This window comes from Vaccinium witches'-broom phytoplasma str. VAC (assembly GCF_000309405.1).
Lineage (GTDB): Bacteria > Bacillota_I > Bacilli_A > Acholeplasmatales > Acholeplasmataceae > Phytoplasma.
On sequence record NZ_AKIN01000245.1, the window covers coordinates 1 to 2,066 of the forward strand.

Sequence of the window (2,066 nt, forward strand, 5' to 3'; positions counted from 1 at the left end):
TTATTTATAAAATTTTATAAATAAAAAAAAGGAGTTTGTAATGGCAAGAAGAAGATTTAGAAGTTATATTCGCAGAAGTCAAAGAGGTAAATTAACTTTCAGTAAATTTTTAATGTCTTGGTTTTTACCTTCAATAGGTGTTGTTATTCCTGTTTTGCTTTTATTAGCACATTATGGTTATATAACCATCAGTAAATAAAATAAAGGAGGTTTCAAATATGTCTTTAAAACAATTTTTAATTTTGGTTGCTATTAGTTGTATATTTATTTTTGTAATCTATAAATTAGGTTATATTGCGCCTAATGCTGATAAAATTAAATTTATTAAATGATGTTAAATCATCAACAATTAAAGGCTGTTAATTTTTCTTTTCAGCCTTTATATTTAAATGCTGGTGCTGGGACTGGGAAAACAAGTACCTTATTAGCTAGATTTAATTTTTTAAATCGTTTTAAATCGTTTTACTGATTTAAACAAAATTTTAATTTTAACTTTTAATCGTTCCGCAGTGAATGATTTAAAAAAAAGAGTTGATAATGATAAAGCTAAAATCATGACTTTTCATGGTTTTGCGTTAATGTTTTTAAAACAAAATTTAGCTTATTTAAAAGATTTTAATTTTAAAGATTTTCGTTTAATTGATGAAATAGAAACTCGTGAAATAATGAGAAATTTATTAAATCAATTTCAAATTAAAATTATTTGTGGTTTGGATGATGTTATTACATCTCTTTCTAAAATTAAAAGGAAAATCATTACTAATATTAACCCTCTTTTTCAAAAATTTTTTCATGCTTATAATCAAGTTCTTTGTGAAAAAGAGTTAATGGATTTTGATGATTTAATTGTTTATACTTATTATTTATTAAAAAATTATCCTTTTTTATTAAGCGATTATCAACAAAAATTCCCTTATCTTTTAGTAGATGAGGCCCAAGACATTGATTATTACCAAATGGAAATTTTAAAAATGTTAGGGACTAAAAGCCTTTTATTTATGGTAGGTGATGAACACCAAAATATCTATAGTTTTCGAGGGACTAAAAATATTTATAGTCAACATTTAAAAGAAACTTTCCAAATGAAAGAATTAAAATTGACTTACAATTATCGTTCTAGCTCAAATATTTTAAAAACCGCGAATCATCTTTTACCTCTTTCTTATCAATTAAAACCTACTTTAAAAACAACAGGCAAGGTTATTTACCAGCCTTGTTGGGACGAAACACAAGAGGCTTTATTTATTATTAAAGAAATTAAAGAGTTGGTTGAAAAAAAGAAATATCAATTAAATGATATTGTTATTCTTTATCGTAAAAAATCTCTTAAAAAGGTATTAGAACAGTTTTTAAATAAAAATGATATTCCTTTTAAAGTTCCTCAAAAAATTGTTTATGTTCCAACTAATATTAAATTATCAAAAGAAATTGAAAAGAAATTAAAAATTTTAAATGAAAAATTTAATATCAAAAGAGAAACTATTATTAAAAATCATTTAACTTTAACCTCTATTCATCAAATGAAAGGTTTAGAGTCAAAAATAGTTTTTTTAATTGGTTGCGAACAAGAAACTTTTTTGATACTTTTTTAGGTCATTCATCTTTAGAAGAAGAAAAACGTTTAATGTATGTCGCGATAACAAGAGCGAGAGAACTTTTATATATTACTCATACTTTCTATCGCAATCTTTACGCTTATCAACAAAAAATGAATCCTCTTTGTTTCTTAAAAGAGATGAAATTAATTTAATTTAAAAAAAATAAAAAAGTTCTTATTATCTTTTCTTTTCAAATTCTTAAAAAAAAGAAACAAGTTTTTATTATCGTTTTCTTTTGTGGAGCTATAGGAATTCGCGTAAGCGAATTATAACCACACTACCCACGCAACAAAAGAAAACTAAAAGAATATTAAATTAACATTTGGATTAAGTTTTAAGCTAAGCACCCTTTAACCTCGCGTGAACCTTCAAAATCTGACATAATGGACTACAATCGTTACATATCTTTAAAGAGAGCTGAATTAGAGCTCGCGCAGCAGTACGTCGACTTTCAAACTTTAATATAAT

The 2,066-nt window shown here is 24.7% G+C and carries 4 protein-coding genes; all 4 read left to right on the plus strand.

Annotated elements, in window-relative coordinates:
- The first annotated feature begins 40 nt into the window (after nt 1-40).
- The 4 genes from RI68_RS04125 (at nt 41) to RI68_RS03280 (ending at nt 1,750) form a co-directional block, all read left to right on the plus strand.
- On the plus strand, nt 41-199 hold the full coding sequence (locus RI68_RS04125; protein WP_017193802.1) for a hypothetical protein: 159 nt from the start codon (nt 41-43) through the stop codon (nt 197-199).
- A gap of 132 nt (nt 200-331) precedes the next feature.
- Nucleotides 332-469 carry a UvrD-helicase domain-containing protein gene (locus RI68_RS04520; protein WP_017193804.1) on the plus strand — a complete coding sequence of 46 codons (138 nt, stop codon included), beginning with the start codon at nt 332-334 and terminating at the stop codon, nt 467-469.
- A gap of 40 nt (nt 470-509) precedes the next feature.
- The gene (locus tag RI68_RS03275; protein ID WP_017193805.1) at nt 510-1,592 is read left to right on the plus strand and encodes an ATP-dependent helicase; all 1,083 of its coding nucleotides are present in this window, start codon (nt 510-512) and stop codon (nt 1,590-1,592) included.
- Entirely contained in the window at nt 1,559-1,750 is a 192-nt protein-coding gene (locus tag RI68_RS03280) for a 3'-5' exonuclease (RefSeq protein ID WP_017193806.1), read from the plus strand. Before RI68_RS03275 ends, RI68_RS03280 begins: the two co-directional genes overlap by 34 nt.
- Nucleotides 1,751-2,066: the final 316 nt, after the last annotated feature.